Source organism: Gordonia sp. YC-XJ4, from assembly GCF_059511865.1.
Map to the genome: position 1 here is coordinate 5,031,764 of NZ_CM183447.1, position 14,837 is coordinate 5,046,600.

Here is a 14,837-nt window from a genome sequence, read left to right on the forward strand (position 1 = left end):
CGTCGTACAGTTTCACACACCGCGATGACGGGAAGCGTCAACGCCCCGTGTTGAATTGCCCACGTGGCCTGCGAAAAAGCCGCTTTCGGGCGATTTCAGGAGAAGATCTCGGGCAGATCGGTCGCCACCGAATCGGTGAAGGTCGGTTCACGCTTCTCCAGAAACGACGTCACCCCCTCGGCGACGTCGGGCATCCGACCCCGCGCGTAGATCGCCGCGGAGTCCGCGTGATGGGCGTCGAGCGGGCTCGGCGCCCCGGCCATGCGCCACAGCAACTGCCGGGTCAGCGCGACCGATACCGGCGCGGTGCCCGACGTCATCTCCCTGGCGGCGGCGATCGCCGCGTCGAGGACCTCGTCGGGAGCGACGACCTGCTGCACCAGACCGGCCTCGAGCGCCTCTGCGGCGCCGACCATCTGCGCCCCCAACGTCCAGCGCAGCGCGGTCGGCAGCCCGACCAGGCGCGGCAGGAACCAGGTGGACGCCGCCTCGGGCACCAGTCCGCGCTTGGTGAACACGAACCCGAAGCGGGCGTTCTCCGAGGCGATGCGGGCATCGGCGGGCAGCGTCATGGTGACGCCGACGCCTGCGGACGGGCCGTTGATCGCCATCACCACGGGCTTGAGCGAGGCGAAGATCCGCAGCGTCAGCCGGCCACCGGAATCCGGCGGCACCTCACCGGGCTCCTTCTCCTCGAGCTCGAATGTGGTTGCGCCACCGGCGAGGTCGGCGCCGGCGCAGAACGCCCGGCCGGCGCCGGTGATGACCACCGCGCGCACCGAGTCGTCGGCGTCGGTCTCGTCGAAGGCCGCCTGGATCTGCTCACCCATCTCGAAGGTGAACGCGTTGAGCCGGTCCGGGCGGTTCAGGGTGATGACGGCGATCTCGTCGTGCCGGGTGACCGTGATGACCGGTTCGGGGGCCGCTTCGGCCAGGCCCTGCGTTGCTGATTCGGTGCTCACGGTGTGACGCCTCCACTCGGTGATATATGACGGCGCACCTGATGTTGCGCCGATCACCATTGTGGCGGTGTCCTCATGATGCCCACACTTCGGGGTCGGCCCCGGCGCCGACAGCCATCGGCGGTGATGCCGACGCCCACGACGCCCGCCGCTCCAGAGAAGGAGTCGACGGGCGTCGTGGGTGTTCGCGGTCGGGCCGATCAGCTCTCGCTGCCGGCGTCACCTGCCTTGCTCAGCTCGACCGGGGCGTCGGGCAACTCACGCGGCTTCTCCGAGCCGGTGAAGGTGAACTTGGCGTCCTCGCCCTCACCTTCGCCATCCCAGTTGGCGACGTCGACCAGCACGATCTGACCCGGGGTCAGTTCGTTGAACAGGATCTTCTCGCTCAACTGATCCTCGATCTCGCGCTGGATCGTGCGGCGCAGCGGCCGGGCGCCGAGCACCGGGTCGAAGCCGCGCTTGGCCAGCAACGACTTGGCCCGATCGGTGAGCTCGATCGCCATGTCCTTGTTCTTGAGCTGCGTCTCGACGCGATTGATCATCAGATCGACCATCTGGATGATCTCGTCCTTCGTCAGCTGGTGGAAGACGATGACGTCGTCGATACGGTTCAGGAACTCCGGGCGGAAGTGCTTCTTCAGCTCGTCGTTGACCTTCAGCTTCATCCGCTCGTAGTTCGACTTCGAGTCGTCACCCTTGCTGAAGCCCAGTCCCACGGCCTTCGAGATGTCGGCGGTACCGAGGTTCGAGGTGAAGATCAGCACCGTGTTCTTGAAGTCGACCGTGCGACCCTGGCCGTCGGTGAGACGACCGTCCTCGAGAACCTGCAACAGGGTGTTGTAGATCTCCGAGTGGGCCTTCTCGATCTCGTCGAACAGGACCACCGAGAACGGCTTGCGGCGCACCTTCTCGGTGAGCTGGCCGCCCTCTTCGTAGCCGACGTAGCCGGGAGGGGCACCGAACAGGCGCGACGCGGTGAAGCGGTCGTGGAATTCGCCCATGTCGATCTGGATCAGGGCGTCGTCCTCGCCGAACAGGAAGTTCGCGAGCGCCTTGGACAGCTCGGTCTTACCCACACCGGACGGGCCGGCGAAGATGAACGAGCCGGACGGGCGCTTGGGGTCCTTGAGACCCGCGCGGGTACGACGGATCGCCTTGGAGACGGCCTTGACCGCGTCCTCCTGGCCGATGATCCGCTTGTGCAGCTCGTCCTCCATGCGGAGCAGACGCGTGGTCTCCTCCTCGGTGAGCTTGAACACCGGGATACCGGTCCAGTTGCCCAGCACCTCGGCGATCTGCTCGTCGTCGACCTCGGCCACGACGTCCAGATCACCACTGCGCCATTGCTTTTCACGCTCGGCACGCTCGGCGACGAGTTGCTTCTCCTTGTCCCGCAGGCCGGCGGCCTTCTCGAAGTCCTGCGCGTCGATGGCGCTTTCCTTCTCCTTGCGGGCGTCGGCGATGCGCTCGTCGAACTCGCGCAGGTCCGGCGGTGCGGTCATCCGGCGGATGCGCATCCGCGCACCGGCCTCGTCGATGAGGTCGATCGCCTTGTCCGGCAGGAACCGGTCGTTGATGTAGCGGTCGGCCAGGGTGGCCGCGGCGACGAGCGCACCGTCGGTGATGGACACGCGGTGGTGGCTCTCGTAGCGGTCGCGCAGACCCTTGAGGATCTCGATGGTGTGCTCCACCGACGGCTCGCCGACCTGCACCGGCTGGAACCGGCGCTCGAGTGCGGCGTCCTTCTCGATGTACTTGCGGTACTCGTCGAGGGTGGTGGCACCGATGGTCTGCAGCTCACCGCGGGCCAGCTTCGGCTTGAGGATGCTGGCGGCGTCGATCGCGCCCTCGGCGGCACCGGCACCGACGAGCGTGTGCAGCTCGTCGATGAACAGGATGATGTCACCGCGGGTGTTGATCTCCTTGAGGACCTTCTTGAGGCGTTCCTCGAAGTCACCGCGGTAGCGGCTGCCCGCCACCAGCGATCCGAGGTCGAGGGTGTAGAGCTGCTTGTCCTTGAGCGTCTCGGGCACCTTGCCGTTGACGATCGCCTGCGCGAGGCCCTCGACGACGGCGGTCTTGCCGACGCCGGGCTCGCCGATCAGCACCGGGTTGTTCTTGGTGCGGCGGGACAGCACCTGCATGACCCGCTCGATCTCTTTCTCGCGGCCGATGACGGGGTCGAGTTTGCCCTCGGCGGCCGCGGCGGTCAGGTTTCTGCCGAACTGGTCGAGGACCAGCGACGTCGACGGGGTGCCGGACTCGCTGGACCGGCCACCCGTGCCGGCCTCCTGCGGCTCCTTGCCCTGGTAACCCGACAGCAGCTGGATGACCTGCTGGCGCACCCGGTTGAGGTCGGCGCCCAGCTTGACGAGCACCTGTGCGGCGACGCCCTCACCCTCGCGGATGAGGCCGAGCAGGATGTGCTCGGTGCCGATGTAGTTGTGGCCGAGCTGCAGCGCCTCACGCAGCGAGAGCTCGAGGACCTTCTTGGCGCGCGGGGTGAACGGGATGTGCCCCGACGGCGCCTGCTGGCCCTGACCGATGATCTCCTCGACCTGACTGCGGACCCCTTCCAGGGAGATGCCGAGCGATTCGAGGGCCTTGGCGGCGACGCCTTCGCCCTCGTGGATCAGGCCGAGCAGGATGTGCTCGGTGCCGATGTAGTTGTGGTTGAGCATCCGCGCCTCTTCTTGGGCGAGCACGACAACCCGCCGAGCGCGGTCGGTGAACCGTTCGAACATTGTTCTCCCTCATTTCGCTTTCGCCCCGGCCGTCGTGGTTGTCCCGGTGATCGGAAACCGCGGGCGGCGACCGATGCGAGGCGACAACTGCGATGGTGTCGGGGTACACGACGACCAGCTTGCTTCCACTCTAGAGGTCGTGCGGTGTGCACCTGCAGTTAACGCCCACCAGAAGTCAACGTCATGCACACGTCAACGGGGGTCTGCGCGGTACAACCGCCCTGCACATCAGCATGTTCCGAGCAGCCCGGGATAGCGCTACGCCCAGAGCGAACGGCCCCGGGGTCGGCCTACGACCCGAACGGCAAAGCCGTGATGTCGCCGGTGGACGGGCACCACAGCTGGAACTTGATCAACGGTCGGCCGGCTCCGCGCCGGTCCACCAGATTCGTGTACCACTGCTTGTCACCGGTGTGCTTGCCGTACGTCGCAAGCAAACACTGGACGGTGTTGTCGCCGAATCGAACGGTCAACGGAACGTTCTGCGCGAGATGACGGCCCGGCAACTGGTTCACGTCCACGATCTGCAGGCCCCACCGCTGTTCGAGGATGGCGGCTTCCACCTTCTGATCCCGATGTCCCGTCCCATGCGTCAGGAGCGACCCGGCCGTGGTCACCACGAACAGGACGATGACAAGCCACCGGGCGATCCGGGTGACACGCTCGGATTTGACCCCGTGGCGCTTGGCGATACGTCGGTTGATCACAGTCGCAGCGATCATGACGGCAATCATGGAGGCGTATCCGCCGAAGAACAGTGCGTTGGTCAGCACGGTCTCCGACCCCTGGTAGGTCCACACGGTCTCGTAGGTCGAGTGCGGCGCCAAGCCGTCGGGCGCTGCCAGCGGAAGGACGTGGACCACGCGAGCACGCTACGCGCCATCGCCACGTGCGGCCCGACACCGCCGGAGCAGGTATCGCACCCGAATGACAACAGCTACGCCTGGCTAACGAGAGCGGCGAAACACGCGAACAGGCCACTACGGGACATCGCTCCCGAGGTCGGGACCTGACACCACCACCAGGAAGGCCACATCATGACCTCTGCTCGACGCTCTCCGTCCACCCGACCACCGACCGAACTCCGGCGACTGCTCGTCCTGTGCCTCGCGGTGACCGGCGTGCTCGCCGGCTCACTCTCGGCCACCGCCCTCGGAGCCGGCGACGCCGCGGCCGCCCCGCCCGGCAGCGGGCACGGGCTGTGTTTCGATCTCAACTCGGCCCTCGCCCGTGACTCGCTCACCAAGATCGGCCGAGACGTCAACGGCGGAAGTTGGGAGCCTCGCAGCGCGAGCACCAATCCCCTCTCCCGCGGCTGCAACCTGGATTGGATGCTGGTCACCGGCAACGGGATCGGCGACGCCACCTACCAGTCGCGCGTCCTGCTCTTCCACAACGGCCGTTTCCTCGGCACCGTCGATCCGAAGCCGTACTCCTACACCTCCATCGCCGGCTGGACGCGTGACCACGTCACCGTGAAGTATCGCTGGCTGCGCGCCGACGACCCGTTCTGCTGCGCGAGCGGCGGACCGACCTACGTCACCGCATTCCAATTCGGCGGCAGGGTGATTCGTCTGGGGTTCTTCCCGCCGGCCTGATCGGCGGGCGCGAGTGTCGCCGGTCGTGCCGTACGGGCACGGCCGGCGACACATTTTTTCTGCCCAACACGCGTCGGGTTTGCGCCCCGGGCGACGACGATGAGGGTGTGAGTGGCGAACACACCGGCCCCGAGGCCCTCCTCGAGGTCTACGACACGGCTCTACCCGCGGTGTACGGGTTCGTCGTGCGACGGTGCTCGGACCGACGGGTCGCCGAGGACGTCACATCGGAGACCTTTCTCGCCGCGATGGATTCGGTTCGTCGCGACGCCGACCTGACCCCGACGGTGCCCTGGCTGATCGGGGTCGCCCGGCACAAGCTCGCCGACCACTGGCGACGGGCGCAACGGACGCCCGAGCCCGTGCCGGACGTGCCCGATCCGCCGGGCGAGGATCTCGCCGAGGTCCATCTGGACCGGATGATCGCCCACCACACCCTGGCGCAGCTCACGCCGATCCACCGGTCGGTGCTCACGCTGCGCTACGTCGACGACCTCCCGGTCGCCGAATGCGCCGAGATCATGGGCCGCACCGTCGGTGCCACCGAGGCGCTGTTGACCCGGGCCAAGCGCGCCTTCCGCGCGGCCTACCCCGACCAACCGGCCCGATCCACCCGGAAAGGAGGACGCGCATGAGCCACGACGACGCCGAATTCGATTCGGCCCCCAACTCCCCCATCGGCGACCCGTTCGCCGTGTTGCGCGCCTCGGACACCCCCGGGTGGGACGCACCGGTGGCCCCCGATCCCGCCTTCGCCGCCCGTCTCCGTGATCGACTCGAACGCGGCGTCACCCTTCCGAAGGGAATCCTCATGGCCGATGCTTCCCGGCCCGCTCGCTTCGCTCCCGGCGCCGACACCACTATTGACAACGCCGTGAACGCAGCGGCCGTCTCAGCACCCGCCGCATCTCCCGTCGAACGCCCCGGCGCCCTGCCGTATCTCACGGTCCGCGGTGCGCGGCAAGCGATCGATTGGTACCGCGACAACCTGGGCGCGCGTCTACGCGGTGAACCGATTGTCATGGACGACAACCGAATCGGGCACGCCGAACTCGAGATCGGCGACGGTGTGCTCTACCTCGCCGACGAATCCCCCGACCTGGGTCTACACGCTCCGCAACCCGGGCACGTCTCGGTGAGCCTCATGCTTCCCGTCACCGACACCGATGAGGCCCTGGCCCACGCACAGCGCGGTGGCGCCGCCGTCACCCGCGAACCCTACGACGCCTACGGCACGCGCTCGGCGACCATCATCGATCCCTTCGGACACCGGTGGATGCTGACCGGTCCCGCACGGACTGCAGTGACGGCCGAACGTGTCCGGGTCGGCGACATCGTCTACCTGTCGCTGCAGACGCCCGACCGTGAGCGGGCCGCCCGCTTCTACGGCGCGGTTCTCGGCTGGGAGTACGACCCGGAAACCCGGCAGGTCACCAACATCGGCCACCGGCTCGGGATCTTCGACGGCGACGGCTACGGAACGGCCGGGACCCTCTACTGCGTGTACGCCGTGGAGGATTTCGATCGAGCCCGCGCAGCCATCCTCGCCGCCGGTGGTCGCGTCGGCGAGATCAGCACCGTCGCACGCGACGGATACCTCGTGATGGACGCCGTGGACGACCAGGGCGTCGCCTTCTCGGTCCACGTACCCGACCCCGGCGAGACCCGCGGGGAACAGCACCCTCGCACGCTCGGCGCGTTGTCGTATCTCACCGTGCACACCCCGGACTCGGCCCGGTACCGCGATTTCTATGGCACAGTGATGAATTGGCGGTTCACACCCGGTCGTATCGACGACGGTTGGGAGGTCGACGGGGTGCATCCGCAGATCGGGATCTCCGGGGGCGCGGATCGGTCCTTGGCCGAACCGATGTGGAACGTGGCCGATATCGACGAGGCCGTCGACCGGGTGCGCGCTGCCGGCGGAGCCGTGATCGAGGAGCCCAACCGTCAGGTCTACGGCGCGGTGGCGCGATGCACCGACGACCAGGGCGCGCGGTTCTACCTCGGTCAGTTGTTCTGACGGGTCGCGTCGTAGGCCTCGCGTGCCCGCTCGACCGCCGCGAGATTGCCTTGGACGAGGTGTATCAGGGCGCGCAATTGGGTCGCGGCGTCGGCACCCAGGTCGGTCAGCGAGTACTCGACCTTCGGTGGGATCGATTGCAGCACAGTACGTGTGACGAAGCCATCGCGTTCGAGGTTGTGCAGCGTCTGCGAGAGCATCCGCTCGCTGACCCCGTCGACGCGGCGCCGTAACGCGCTGAACCGCAGGTCCCCCTCGGCCAGCGCCGCGAGCGCCAGCACACCCCACCGACTGGTCACGTTCTGCAACACATCACGCGAACTGCAATCGCGGGCGAAGACGTCGGCCTCCAGAGTCGGATCGACGGCGTCCGGGTCGGAGGCTGCGGAGCCGGAGGCGGCGGGGGTCATGGGCGCCATTCTAGGCGTGCCGGGACGATCGTGCTAATCATCACACATGTACATGCAATTCAACATTGCACTGCACGAATAGTAAGTGCATGATGACTGGGCAGCCCTCACTCATCCCGCCACCCACCCAGGAGGAACCATGACCATCTACGCCGTCACCGGAGCGACCGGAGGACTCGGTAGTGCCGCCGTCGAGGCGTTGCTCGAGCGGGGCGTCGCGGCAGGCGACGTGGTCGCCGTCGTCCGCAACCCGGAGAAGGCCGACGCACTGCGGTCCGCAGGCGTCGACGTCCGGGTCGCCGATTACGGCGACCCGACCGCATTGCGCGCCGCCCTGACCGGCGTCGACCGCGTGCTGCTGGTCTCCGGCTCCGAGGTCGGGCAGCGAGTCCCGCAGCACCGCAACGTGATCGAGGCCGCGACCGATGCCGGCGTCTCCCTCATCGCCTACACCAGCATCCTGCGCGCCGACACCTCGCCGCTGGCTCTGGCGACCGAACACGTCGCCACCGAGCGCGTGCTCGCCGAGTCCGGCATCCCCACGGTGCTGCTGCGCAACGGCTGGTACTGGGAGAACTATCTGGCCGCCGCTCCGCAGGCCGTCGAGACCGGAGTGCTGTACGGCAGCGCCGGCAACGGGTCCGTCGCGGCGGCGTCGCGTCGTGACTACGCCGCTGCCGCGGCGACCGCACTCGTCGAGGCCGCAGGTGGTGAGGTCTACGAACTCGCCGGCGACGAGCACCCGACCTACGCACAGATCGCCGCAACCCTTGCCGAGGTGAGCGGAAAACCGGTGCGCTACACCGATATTCCCGAGGCCGACTACGCGGCGGCGCTCACCGACGCCGGCATCCCGGCACCGATGGCCGAGATCCTCGCCGACTCGGACGCCGGAGTCGCCCGGGGTGCGCTCGACTCCGACTCGACCGACCTCGCGACGCTCACCGGCCGGCCGTCCACGCCTCTGGTCGAGGTGTTGCGCGCGGGCCTGGCGGCCGTGACCGCCTGATCTGCATGTCAGCCTCCCCCACGCAGGGCATGAGTGATTGACTGTCGCCATGCGTGTGGGGAGCAAGCGGGGCCGTCGACTTCCGTTCGGTATCGGCACCGTCGTGGTCGTACTCGCCGCCGTGATGGTCGTGTGCGTGGGTGCAGTGCTGGCCATCGGCACACCCGATCGCCCGGCGACCGGCTACACCTACGGCCAGCTGCGGTCCTACCCCGACCAGCCCGCCGTCGCGTGGAGGGTGTCGAGCCAGACCCTGCCCGACTACACCTCCAGCGACCAGATCAAGGTGGTCGCCACCGGCACCGACCGCTGGCTGCTGAGCTACCCGTCGGGTATCGGTCGCGCCTATGTGATGGTCGATCGCAGCGACGGACATCTGCTGTGGAAACATCCGCTGCGCGCGGGCACCGGGAGCTGCGGGATGACCGACGACGGCGTGGTCGGCTGCGCGGTCAACGCCAGCAGCGATCTCGCACAAGGCTTTTACCTTCTCGACGACGACGGCACCCCGTCCGGCCCGACCGCCCTCGACGACACCGCATCGGTCCTCGGCGCCGGATCGGACTTCGTCCGTATCTCCTCCTCCGGCTACCGGGTGTCGATGGCCACCCCGGACGGCCACGAACTGTGGTCGCGCACCTTCGCCCGCGCGGCGAGCGCCGAGGTGCTCACCGATGGGCTGCTGCAGATCACCACCAGCGACGCCGGCCGGTTCATCGTCGATCCGCGCACCGGCGCCGACCGTCTCCACTGCACCGACTGCACGATCACCGCATTCCCGACCGGCATCACCGTCGAGTACACCGACCCCGACCACCGCATGTTCGAGACCTATGCCGTGACCGACGGTGTCCTCGATCCCCGTCGCATCGCGCATGTCGCGGGGATGCGGGTGCTGCCCGGCCCGTCCACCTTGCCGGTGCTGACCCAGACCGGCACTGCGCAGATGGAGGCGATGCAGGGCACCTACGTCGTCGTCGATCCGGCCAAGCCGGGAGCGCTGTGGCAGATCTCCGACGTGGAGCTGTCCAAGGCGAACACCCGACCGTGCGGTACCGCGGTGGCGTTCGCGTTGAAGAGCCGGTCGCGCTCGATCTACTCCCTCGCCGATGCCAAGCACCTCGGCTCATTGCCCGCGCCGGGCTTCGACGATCCCGACGCGAACCTCGACAACCTCACCTGCGTCGGGTCGAGCGGTGATCTCCTGGTGCTCGCCAGCAACAGCAGGATCAGCGCGGTCGACCCGTCGGCCGGCGGTTTCGCGTGGACGGTCGACGTGAACGGCCAGGTGGCGGACGTCGACGGATTCCTCGTCGCCTTCGAGGGCACCAGCATCCGGGTGTTCGCGCCGCACTGACCCCGCCGGCGCGGCATGTGGCCGGACTCACATCCGGGACTTTGGTCCCGGCATGACCTGCAACGGCAGCGATGACACTCAGCCGACTCCCAGGTTTCGGTAACGGCCAGATAACGGAACGGACACGGAAGTCGGTAGCCTCGTCCGCGGCCCACTGCCCCGTGAAGTCGACGAACACCGCAATCGACGAGCACCGCGGCAGTGGGTAAACGATGTACCCGAGTCTGTAGTGAGGTCCGAAAGTTGGGGAAGCACTCCAAAACGCGCTCACCGTTGCTGCCGCGTTCCCGTAAGCCGATGCTGGCCACCGCGCTGATCCCGATGGTCGGCGTCTGCGCCGCGGCCGCTGCTGCGGCCACCGACGACGCACAGGTCACCGCGGCTCCTGCCGCGTCGCCGACCACCGCGGCCGCACCCGAACCGGCCACGGCCGGCCATCCGGCACCGGCCCGCTCGAACACCCCGACGTCGCTGCCGACCCGTCCGGCTCACGACCTGACAGTGGCCCCCGTGCGCGCGACCCCGCCGCCGCCCATGCCGGCGAGCGTGACCGACGGCCAGGTCCCGGCCACCAACTACCGCGCCTACAAGCAGGCCGCCGACACCATCGCACGCACCGAACCGGTCTGCGGGATCGACTGGAAGCTCATCGCCGGAATCGGCAAGGTCGAATCCCACCACGCCGACAACGGCGACGTCGACCCGTCCGGCCGCCTGAAGACCCCGATCTACGGGCCCACCCTCGACGGCTCACTGGCCGGCAACCAGGTCATCACCGACACCGACGGTGGTGCCATTGACGGCGACCCGGTCCACGACCGGGCGGTCGGACCGATGCAGTTCATCCCGCAGACGTGGAAGAAATATGCCGCCGACGGCAACGGCGACGGCATCGCCGACCCGCAGAACATCTACGACGCCGCGCTGACCACCGCGCGCTACCTGTGCGACGGCGGGCTGAATCTGCGCGACATCGCCGGACAGACGGCCGCGGTGCTGCGCTACAACAACTCGATGACCTACGTCGACAACGTGCTCGGCTTCGCCCGCAGCTACTGAGGCGCTTCCACCGAGGTTGTTTGACCGGGCATCCGCGCCGGATAGGGTGGCGGAGCACCGAGGGCGGATTCGCTATCGCGAACTCTCCCGGACCTTTGTCACCACGATCGGAGAGCACCTTGCGTCGTACCCTGCGCATCCTGACCGTCCTCGTCGGACTCCTGCTCGCACTCGCGCCCGCCTATGCGGCGCAGGCAGCACCGCGAGCCACCGTCGGCGGCGGCAGTGCCATCGTGATCGACGGCCGATTCGGCTGCACGATGACCACGGTCGGGCACGATCGCGCCGGACGACTCATCGGCCTGACCGCCGGGCACTGCGGCCATGTCGGATCGAAGGTCTCCCTCGAGGACAACCCCGCCGCGGGTGTGGTCGGTCGTTTCGCGCGCAAGAGCGAACCGGGTGACTACGCGGTCATCACCCTCGACCCGAATCGGGTGAGCGCCGTACGCACCGCGGGCGGCGCGACCATCCGCAGCGTCGGGGCGTTCCCGCCGGCCGGCGCCAACGTCTGTAAGGCCGGACGCACCACCGGCTTCAGCTGTGGGCCGGTCCTGCAGACCAGCAGCACCGACAGCCTCAGTTATGTCTGCGCCAACCACGGCGACTCCGGCGGCCCGATCGTGATGGGTGATCGTGTCGTCGGCATGCTCAACGGCGGCCTCATCCTCGGCATCCCCGGCACCCCCGTCAAGGGTGCGATCGGGTGCGTGAATCCGGCGATCCCGATCTACAGCCCGCTCGTCGCCACCAAGATGACCGCGATCCTCGCCGACCTCAACGCCCAGGGCGGCGTCGGCGCGGGATTCCGGCCGGTCTGACCGACCGGCTCAGGCCACTGTCATCAGGCCTCTGCGCTCAGGCTTCGGTACTCAGGAAAGCTTGTAGCGCAGCGGAATACATCGGTACATCGGCGGCACCCATCAGCTCGCGGGCACTGTGCATCGCGAGTTGGGGTGCGCCCACGTCGATGGTCATCAGACCGGTACGCGCGGCGGTGATCGGCCCGATCGTCGAGCCGCAGGGCAGATCGGCGCGGTGGATGTAGCGCTGCATCGGGACCCCCGCGGTGTCGCAGGCCAGCGCGAAAACCGCCTCCCCGATGGCGTCCGAGGCGTAACGCAGGTTCTGGTTCACCTTGAGCACCGGACCGCCGTCGATGGCGATCTGGTGGGTGGGCTCGTGCCGCTCGGGATAGTTCGGGTGGGTGGCGTGGGCCATGTCGCCCGACACACAGATGCTCGACGCCATCGCCTGCAGGTAGTCGGCCCGGCTTCCCCCGCGGGACAACACGATTCGTTCGAGGACGGTGGACAGGAAGTCCGACGCCGCGCCGCGCTCGGAGCCGCTGCCGACCTCCTCGTGGTCGAACAGCGCGAGTACTCGGGTCGCGATGGCGGGCGAGCCGTCGAGCAACGCCCGCAGCCCGGCGTAACAGGTGCCCTGATTGTCCAGACGCGGTGCGCTGAGCAGGCTTTCGTCGGTTCCGATCAGCCGCGACGGTGCCACGTCGTGGGTCATCAACTCCCAGCCGAGCACCGAATCCGGTGCGATACCGGCATATTCGGCCACCCAGTCCAGCACGTCGGGCACGTCGGCACCGATCCCCCACACCCCGTCGAGGTGTCGTTGCGGGTCCAGGGTGACGCCCTTGCGGTCGGCGGAGAGGTGAATCGCCAACTGCGGCACCCGGACCACCGGCTCGGTCACATGCACCAGCACGTGCTCGACGGCGTTGCCGGAGCGATAGGCGAGTCGGCCGGACAACCCGAGATCGCGGTCGAGCCAGGAGTTCAGCCAGGCGCCACCGTAGGGTTCGAGCGCGATCGTGCGGATACCGGCACTGACGCGATCCGGGCGTTGCTTGAGACGCAGGTTGGGACTGTCGGTGTGGCCACCGACGATCCGAAAGGCATTGCCGTCACCGAGATCCCACGCGATGATCGAACCGCCGCGGATGACGTAGAAGCGACGCGCGTCCAGTGACCACTCGCGCTCCTCGAACAGGCGCCGGAAACCGGCCTCCTCCAATTCCGCCGCCACCGTCGCACAGACGTGGAACGGAGAGGGCGAGGCGTCGATGAAGGCACCGAGCCCCCTCGCGGTGGCCGTGGTGGTCAGACGAGGAGCACTCATGCCGTGACCCGCCGCATCGTCACGCGTTGGCCAGGACGGCGTCGATCGCCGAGTAGAACAGGCCGAGGCCGTCGTCACTCGGACCGGTCAGGGCCTCGGTGGCGTGTTCGGGGTGCGGCATCAGTCCGACGATCCGGCCGTCAGGGCTGCTGATGCCGGCGATGTCGAGGGCCGAACCGTTGGGATTGCCACCGGCATAGGTGAACACGATCAGCCCCTCGCCCTCGAGTTCCTCGAGTTTGCGTTGCGGGGCGACGTAACGGCCCTCCCCCGACTTGAGGGGGATGAGGATCTCCGCGCCACGCTCGAACCGGGTGGTCCAGGCGGTCGTGGTCGACTCGACACGCAGCCACTGATCGCGGCAGATGAAGTGCAGTCCCTCGTTGCGGGTCAGCGCGCCGGGCAGCAGTCCGGCCTCGCACAGGACCTGAAAACCGTTGCAGATTCCCAAAACCGGCATACCCTTGCCGGCGGCCTCGATGACCGAACCCATGACGGGGGCGAACTTGGCGATCGCCCCGGCGCGCAGGTAGTCGCCGTAGGAGAACCCGCCGGGCACGACGATGGCGTCGACGCCCTGGAGATCGGCGTCGCCGTGCCACAACTCGACGGCCTCGGCCCCGGCGAGACGGACCGCGCGGGCGGCGTCGACGTCGTCGAGGGTGCCGGGAAAGGTGATGACCCCGATGCGTGCGTTGCTCACAGTCGTCTCCGCCGCCTACTCGGCAATCCGAGAGACGTTGAAGTTCTCGATCACCGTGTTGGTCAACAACTCCTCGGCGATGCGCTCCAACGTGACGTCGTCGACGGAGTCGTCGACCTCGAGTTCGAAACGCTTGCCCTGGCGGACATCGGCGATGCCGGAGAATCCCAGACGGCCCAGTGCCCCGACGATCGCCTGACCCTGGGGATCGAGGATCTCGGCCTTGGGCATCACGTCGACCACCACTCGTGCCATCGGCAATAGCTCCCTATCGAATATCTCCTGGCCGTCGGACGACGACCGGAGGAGGTTGGCTGAACACCGGTTACCTTACCGGCAGCGCCGCCTCGATCGCCGCGACGACCTCGGGTGCGGTCGGCTCGGTGCGCGGGCGGAAGCGGGCGACGGGCTCGCCGTCGGCGCCGACGAGGAACTTCTCGAAGTTCCACTGGATGTCACCGGCCTCGCCGTCGGCGTCGGCGAGTTTCGTCAGCTCGGCGTAGAGGGGATGCCGCCCATCACCGTTGACGTCGGTCTTCTCCAGCAGCGGGAACGTGACACCGTAATTGGTGGAACAGAAGGTCGCGATCTCCTCCGCGCTGCCCGGTTCCTGGCCCATGAACTGGTTGCACGGCACACCCACGACGGTCAGTCCGCGCTCACCGTAGGTCCGGGCCAGTTCTTCCAGGCCTGTGTACTGGGGCGTGAGGCCGCATTTGCTGGCGACGTTGACGACCAGCAACGGTCCGGTGAAAACGGACAGCGACAGCGCCGATCCGTCGAGTGCGGCCACGGGGATGTCCTTGACATTGCTCATGGCTCCCGACCCTAATCGC

The 14,837-nt window shown here is 67.9% G+C and carries 15 protein-coding genes; 7 read left to right on the forward strand and 8 right to left on the reverse strand.

Annotation, left to right across the window (positions count from 1 at the left end):
- Positions 1-95: 95 nt before the first annotated feature.
- The 3 genes from AC5ZH6_RS22335 to AC5ZH6_RS22345 form a co-directional block, all read right to left on the reverse strand.
- Positions 96-962, reverse strand: coding sequence for an enoyl-CoA hydratase-related protein (locus AC5ZH6_RS22335; RefSeq protein WP_006369721.1), 867 nt, complete (start codon positions 960-962; stop codon positions 96-98).
- A gap of 200 nt (positions 963-1,162) precedes the next feature.
- Positions 1,163-3,706 carry an ATP-dependent Clp protease ATP-binding subunit gene (locus AC5ZH6_RS22340; protein ID WP_288337759.1) on the reverse strand — a complete coding sequence of 848 codons (2,544 nt, stop codon included), beginning with the start codon at positions 3,704-3,706 and terminating at the stop codon, positions 1,163-1,165.
- A 290-nt stretch (positions 3,707-3,996) separates the two neighbouring features.
- On the reverse strand, positions 3,997-4,569 hold the full coding sequence (locus AC5ZH6_RS22345) for a hypothetical protein (RefSeq protein ID WP_265076990.1): 573 nt from the start codon (positions 4,567-4,569) through the stop codon (positions 3,997-3,999).
- Positions 4,570-4,743: 174 nt separating this feature from the next.
- Here AC5ZH6_RS22345 and AC5ZH6_RS22350 point away from each other — a divergent pair, with 174 nt between their 5' ends.
- The 3 genes from AC5ZH6_RS22350 (at position 4,744) to AC5ZH6_RS22360 (ending at position 7,327) form a co-directional block, all read left to right on the forward strand.
- Positions 4,744-5,304 (forward strand): LppP/LprE family lipoprotein, encoded by a 561-nt coding sequence (locus AC5ZH6_RS22350; protein ID WP_006369718.1) that lies wholly within the window; start codon positions 4,744-4,746, stop codon positions 5,302-5,304.
- 107 nt (positions 5,305-5,411) lie between these two features.
- Positions 5,412-5,939, forward strand: a complete 528-nt coding sequence (locus AC5ZH6_RS22355; protein WP_014361446.1) for an RNA polymerase sigma factor — start codon at positions 5,412-5,414, stop codon at positions 5,937-5,939.
- Entirely contained in the window at positions 5,936-7,327 is a 1,392-nt protein-coding gene (locus AC5ZH6_RS22360; RefSeq protein WP_288337760.1) for a VOC family protein, read from the forward strand. The genes AC5ZH6_RS22355 and AC5ZH6_RS22360 overlap by 4 nt, the downstream gene beginning before the upstream one ends.
- Here the strand turns inward: AC5ZH6_RS22360 and AC5ZH6_RS22365 are convergent.
- The gene (locus tag AC5ZH6_RS22365; protein ID WP_271354115.1) at positions 7,315-7,737 is read right to left on the reverse strand and encodes a winged helix-turn-helix transcriptional regulator; all 423 of its coding nucleotides are present in this window, start codon (positions 7,735-7,737) and stop codon (positions 7,315-7,317) included. The genes AC5ZH6_RS22360 and AC5ZH6_RS22365 overlap by 13 nt on opposite strands.
- A gap of 139 nt (positions 7,738-7,876) precedes the next feature.
- Between AC5ZH6_RS22365 and AC5ZH6_RS22370 the strand changes: the two genes are divergently transcribed.
- The 4 genes from AC5ZH6_RS22370 (at position 7,877) to AC5ZH6_RS22385 (ending at position 11,983) form a co-directional block, all read left to right on the forward strand.
- A complete protein-coding gene (locus tag AC5ZH6_RS22370) occupies positions 7,877-8,746 on the forward strand; it encodes an SDR family oxidoreductase (RefSeq protein WP_288437227.1) in 870 nt (289 codons plus the stop codon).
- A gap of 49 nt (positions 8,747-8,795) precedes the next feature.
- Positions 8,796-10,103, forward strand: coding sequence for a hypothetical protein (locus AC5ZH6_RS22375; RefSeq protein ID WP_496167839.1), 1,308 nt, complete (start codon positions 8,796-8,798; stop codon positions 10,101-10,103).
- 243 nt (positions 10,104-10,346) lie between these two features.
- On the forward strand, positions 10,347-11,162 hold the full coding sequence (locus AC5ZH6_RS22380) for a lytic transglycosylase domain-containing protein (protein WP_014361450.1): 816 nt from the start codon (positions 10,347-10,349) through the stop codon (positions 11,160-11,162).
- Positions 11,163-11,281: 119 nt separating this feature from the next.
- Positions 11,282-11,983, forward strand: coding sequence for a S1 family peptidase (locus tag AC5ZH6_RS22385; protein ID WP_288337682.1), 702 nt, complete (start codon positions 11,282-11,284; stop codon positions 11,981-11,983).
- A 37-nt stretch (positions 11,984-12,020) separates the two neighbouring features.
- Here AC5ZH6_RS22385 and AC5ZH6_RS22390 read toward each other — a convergent pair whose 3' ends face one another.
- The 4 genes from AC5ZH6_RS22390 to AC5ZH6_RS22405 all read right to left on the reverse strand — a co-directional run bounded on the left by AC5ZH6_RS22390 (position 12,021) and on the right by AC5ZH6_RS22405 (position 14,818).
- Positions 12,021-13,298, reverse strand: coding sequence for a M18 family aminopeptidase (locus tag AC5ZH6_RS22390; protein ID WP_288337681.1), 1,278 nt, complete (start codon positions 13,296-13,298; stop codon positions 12,021-12,023).
- A 19-nt stretch (positions 13,299-13,317) separates the two neighbouring features.
- Entirely contained in the window at positions 13,318-14,001 is a 684-nt protein-coding gene (gene purQ / locus AC5ZH6_RS22395; protein ID WP_006369709.1) for a phosphoribosylformylglycinamidine synthase subunit PurQ, read from the reverse strand.
- Between the two features lie 15 nt (positions 14,002-14,016).
- A complete protein-coding gene (purS, locus tag AC5ZH6_RS22400; RefSeq protein WP_006369708.1) occupies positions 14,017-14,256 on the reverse strand; it encodes a phosphoribosylformylglycinamidine synthase subunit PurS in 240 nt (79 codons plus the stop codon).
- 70 nt (positions 14,257-14,326) lie between these two features.
- On the reverse strand, positions 14,327-14,818 hold the full coding sequence (locus AC5ZH6_RS22405; RefSeq protein ID WP_288337680.1) for a glutathione peroxidase: 492 nt from the start codon (positions 14,816-14,818) through the stop codon (positions 14,327-14,329).
- Between the last annotated feature and the right edge of the window lie 19 nt (positions 14,819-14,837).

Excerpts from the sequence above, each read along its gene's own strand:
- AC5ZH6_RS22340 (WP_288337759.1), bottom strand. The coding sequence starts at position 3,706 with ATGTTCGAACGGTTCACCGACCGCGCTCGGCGGGTTGTCGTGCTCGCC.
- AC5ZH6_RS22350 (WP_006369718.1), top strand. The coding sequence starts at position 4,744 with ATGACCTCTGCTCGACGCTCTCCGTCCACCCGACCACCGACCGAACTC.
- AC5ZH6_RS22360 (WP_288337760.1), top strand. The coding sequence starts at position 5,936 with ATGAGCCACGACGACGCCGAATTCGATTCGGCCCCCAACTCCCCCATC.
- AC5ZH6_RS22365 (WP_271354115.1), bottom strand. The coding sequence starts at position 7,737 with ATGACCCCCGCCGCCTCCGGCTCCGCAGCCTCCGACCCGGACGCCGTC.
- AC5ZH6_RS22370 (WP_288437227.1), top strand. The coding sequence starts at position 7,877 with ATGACCATCTACGCCGTCACCGGAGCGACCGGAGGACTCGGTAGTGCC.
- AC5ZH6_RS22375 (WP_496167839.1), top strand. The coding sequence starts at position 8,796 with ATGCGTGTGGGGAGCAAGCGGGGCCGTCGACTTCCGTTCGGTATCGGC.
- AC5ZH6_RS22390 (WP_288337681.1), bottom strand. The coding sequence starts at position 13,298 with ATGAGTGCTCCTCGTCTGACCACCACGGCCACCGCGAGGGGGCTCGGT.
- purS (WP_006369708.1), bottom strand. The coding sequence starts at position 14,256 with ATGGCACGAGTGGTGGTCGACGTGATGCCCAAGGCCGAGATCCTCGAT.
- AC5ZH6_RS22405 (WP_288337680.1), bottom strand. The coding sequence starts at position 14,818 with ATGAGCAATGTCAAGGACATCCCCGTGGCCGCACTCGACGGATCGGCG.